The organism is Actinosynnema sp., assembly GCF_052038725.1.
Genome location: NZ_JBQGCX010000036.1, coordinates 1 through 3,579, shown reverse-complemented (window position 1 = coordinate 3,579; position 3,579 = coordinate 1). Strand labels below are relative to the sequence as shown.

Here is a 3,579-nt window from a genome sequence, read left to right as displayed (position 1 = left end):
GGTCAGGGGCGCGTCACTGCTGGGCGCATCCGCCGCGACCGGAGGTGACGACGCCTTCCGCTTCCCGCGCAGGGAGGACGTCCGCGTGCGCAGCAGAACCCACCACCGCACCCCGTTCCGGGGCCTGGCAAGAAGATCCCTCGTCCTGTGCGCGGTGCTCGCGCTCGTCGCCGCGCCCGCGACGGCCGCGCCCCAGGAGCCGCCGCCACGCGCCGAGACGGACTCGGCGCAGGCCCCGCCACCGACCGAGCACCGGGTCACCCTGATCACCGGGGACCGGGTGCGGTTCGCGGGTGAGCGGGTGCTGTCCGTGGAGCCCGGTCCCGGCCGGGAGCGGTCGGTGGTGCGCTCGCACGCGCGGGACGGGCGGCTGCGGGTCGTGCCCGCCGACGCCGCGCCGCTGCTGGGCGCGGGCAGGCTGGACCCGAGGCTGTTCGACGTGACGGGCCTGGTCGAGGCCGGGTACGACGACGCGCGCCGGGACGACGTGCCGCTGATCGTGACCGGTCCGGACGGCGCGGGCGCGATCGGCGCGGCGGGCCGGGAGCTGCCGCTGCTCGGCGGGCGCGCCACCAGCGTCGCCAAGGCGGACGCCTCGGCCGCGTGGCGCGAGCTGCTGGCCGGGCCTGCGGAGCGGAAGGTCTGGCTGGACGGGGTGCGCCGGACCAGCCTGGACGGGAGCACGAAGCAGATCGGCGCGCCGAGCGCCTGGGCGGACGGGGTCACCGGCGCGGGCGTGACGGTCGCGGTGCTCGACACCGGGATCGACGACGCGCACCCGGACCTGGCCGGTTCGGTGGTGGGGCGGGCCAACTTCACCGACGAGCCGGACGGCGACCTGGTCGGGCACGGCACGCACGTCGCCGCCACCACCGCCTCGCGCGGTGAGCGGTACCGGGGCGTCGCGCCGGGCGCGGAGCTGTTGGACGGCAAGGTGTGCGGGACCGCAGGCTGCACCGAGTCGTCCATCGTGGACGGCATGTCCTGGGCCGTGGCGCAGGGCGCGGACGTGGTGAACCTGAGCCTGGGCGGCCCGGACACCCCGGAGACCGACCCGCTCGAAGCCGCCGTCGAGCTGCTCTCGGACCGGGCGCTGTTCGTGGTCGCGGCGGGCAACGGCGGCAGGCCGGGCAGCGTCGAGTCCCCCGGCAGCGCCGACTCCGCGCTGACCGTGGGCGCGGTGGACCGGCAGGACGGGCTCGCCCCGTTCTCCAGCCGGGGACCGAGGACCGGCGACCGCGCGGTCAAGCCGGACCTGACCGCGCCCGGTGCGGGCGTCGTGGCGGCCCGCTCGGCGACCGCGATCGTCGGCGAGCCGGTCGGCGAGGCGCACGCGGCGATGTCCGGGACGTCCATGGCCACCCCGCACGTCGCGGGCTCGGCCGCGCTGCTGCTCCAGCGGCGGCCGGACTGGACCGGGCAGCGGGTCAAGGCCGCGCTGGTCGGGTCGGCCCGCCCCACCGAGGGGCTGACCGCGTTCGAGCAGGGCGCGGGGCGGGTCGACGTGGCGGCGGCGGGCGCGGTGCGGGGGACCGCCGACCCGGCGAGCCTGGCGCTGGGCTCGCAGCGCTGGCCGCACGAGGACGACGCGCCGGTGACGAGGGACCTGGTGTACCGCAACGACTCCGACGCCCCGGTGGAGCTGTCGCTGGCCGCCGAGGTGCTGGACCCGGACGGCGGGCCGTCGGCGGTGGTCTCGGTCTCCCCCACCACCCTGTCCGTGCCCGCGGGCGGTCGGGCGAGCGCCCGCGACACCGCCGACACCCGGCCGTCCGCGCCGGACGGGCTGCACGTCGGCGCGGTCGTCGCGTCCGGCGGCCCGGTCCCGCTGCGCACCGCGCTGAGCGTGGAGCGCGAGCCGGAGAGCCACGACGTCGCCTTCACCGTGCTGGACGACGGCGGCGCGCCCGCGTCGGACTACTACGCGTCGGTGATCGGCCTGGACAACGAGGTGTTCGCGTTCCCGCACGACCCGGACGGCGCGTTCACCCTGCGCCTGCCCAGGGGCGACTACTACGCGAGCGCCGACGTGACCTCGCCCGGCGGGGCGGTGGCGGTGCTGCCCAGACCGGCGCTGTCGGTGCGGGCCGCCACCTCCGTGGTGCTGGACGCCCGCGCCGCGCGGCCGGTGGCGATCACCGCGCCGGACCCGGCGGCGCGGGAGGCGCTGGGGGACATCACGGTGGTGCGCAGGCAGGGCGAGCGGCAGGTCAGCTCCAGCACCGCGTTCCTCGGCGGGTTCGGCGCGGAGGTGTCGATCGCGCACTCCGGCCCGGCCCTGCCGGACGAGCAGGTGACCGCGCTGATCGGGGCGCAGCTGCGCGGCGAGCCGGAGGACGGGCTCCCGGTGACCTACCGGTTGGCGTGGGTCGAGCAGGGTAGGCTGCCGACCGGCTTCACCCGGCGGGTCGACGAGGGCGAGCTGGCGCGGGTGCGCGCCGACAACGGCCCCGGCCCGGCGGACCGCACGTTCGGCCGGGGCGCGAACCCGGTCACGCCGGACGGGGTCGGCGGCTGGGCCTGGCAGGCCCCGGTCACCGCGCCCGGCTCGGCCCTGGACCTGGTCACCACCGCCGACACCGCGTGGAGCTGGAACCTGCTCCAGCACGACCCGACCGGCTCGGCGGAGGCCGCGCTGACCTCGCCGGAGCGGTCCTACCGGCCGGGCAGCTCGCAGGTCGAGCGGTTCAACGACCCGGTGTTCTCCCCCGCGCTGCCGCCGTCGCGCGCGCCGCTGCTGTCGCGCTCCGGTGACGTGCTCAGCCTGGCGGTGCCGGTGTTCGGGGACGGCGCGGGCAACGGCGGCAGCTCGAACGCCGCGTCCGCGCGCACGGTGCTGCTGCGCGACGGCGTGCCGGTCGGGGAGAGCCCCTACGGCGCGAACGGGCTGTTCCCGGTGGAGCCTGGGGACGCGCGCTACCGGGTGGAGACGGACGTGGTGCGCGCCGAGGGCGTCTCCGGGTTCACCCGGCGGGTCGTGGCGGCCTGGGAGTTCGCCTCCGGCAGCACCTCGGAGCCGACCGCGCTGCCGCTGACCGCGGTCCGGTTCGCCCCGGCGCTGCGCGACGGCACGACGCCTCCGGGCGCCACCGAGGTGCCGCTGGTGGTGCAGCAGCACGCCGCCGAGGGCGTGCGTGACCTGGCGGCGCAGGTGTCGTTCGACGGCGGCGCGACCTGGTCGGCGGCCCCGGTGTCCGGTGGCGCGGCCAGGTTCACCGCGCCCGAGGACGGCTCGGTGTCGCTGCGGGTCACCGGGTCGGACTCGGCGGGCAACCGGTTCGAGCTGGCCGTCGTGGACGCCTGGCGGATCGGCTGACCGGTGCGGGGGCGCTGCCTCGCGCGGCGCCCCCGCACCGGCGAAGTGCCGCCGCCCGGCCGCTGCGCTCCCGATCTTGGTCTCGCTAGCGTCGTTCCCGGTTGAGGGGGCGGGGTTCCTCCCGGCTCGCCGCCGCCCGCACCGGCGCCGCGCCTCCCGCCGCGCGCAGACCGCGCGCGGCGCCGACACGGGAGGTGTCCGGTTGTGACGTGGAGCGGGAAGCGCGGCGCGGTGCTCGTCACCGCAGCCGCACTGCTGCTGGG

Annotated in this window: 1 protein-coding gene; it reads left to right on the top strand. The window is 78.0% G+C overall.

Going from position 1 to position 3,579, the window contains the following annotated elements:
• The first annotated feature begins 85 nt into the window (after nucleotides 1-85).
• Nucleotides 86-3,316 (top strand): S8 family serine peptidase, encoded by a 3,231-nt coding sequence (locus tag ACTUAL_RS00650; protein ID WP_440898894.1) that lies wholly within the window; start codon nucleotides 86-88, stop codon nucleotides 3,314-3,316.
• The last annotated feature ends 263 nt before the right edge of the window (nucleotides 3,317-3,579 follow it).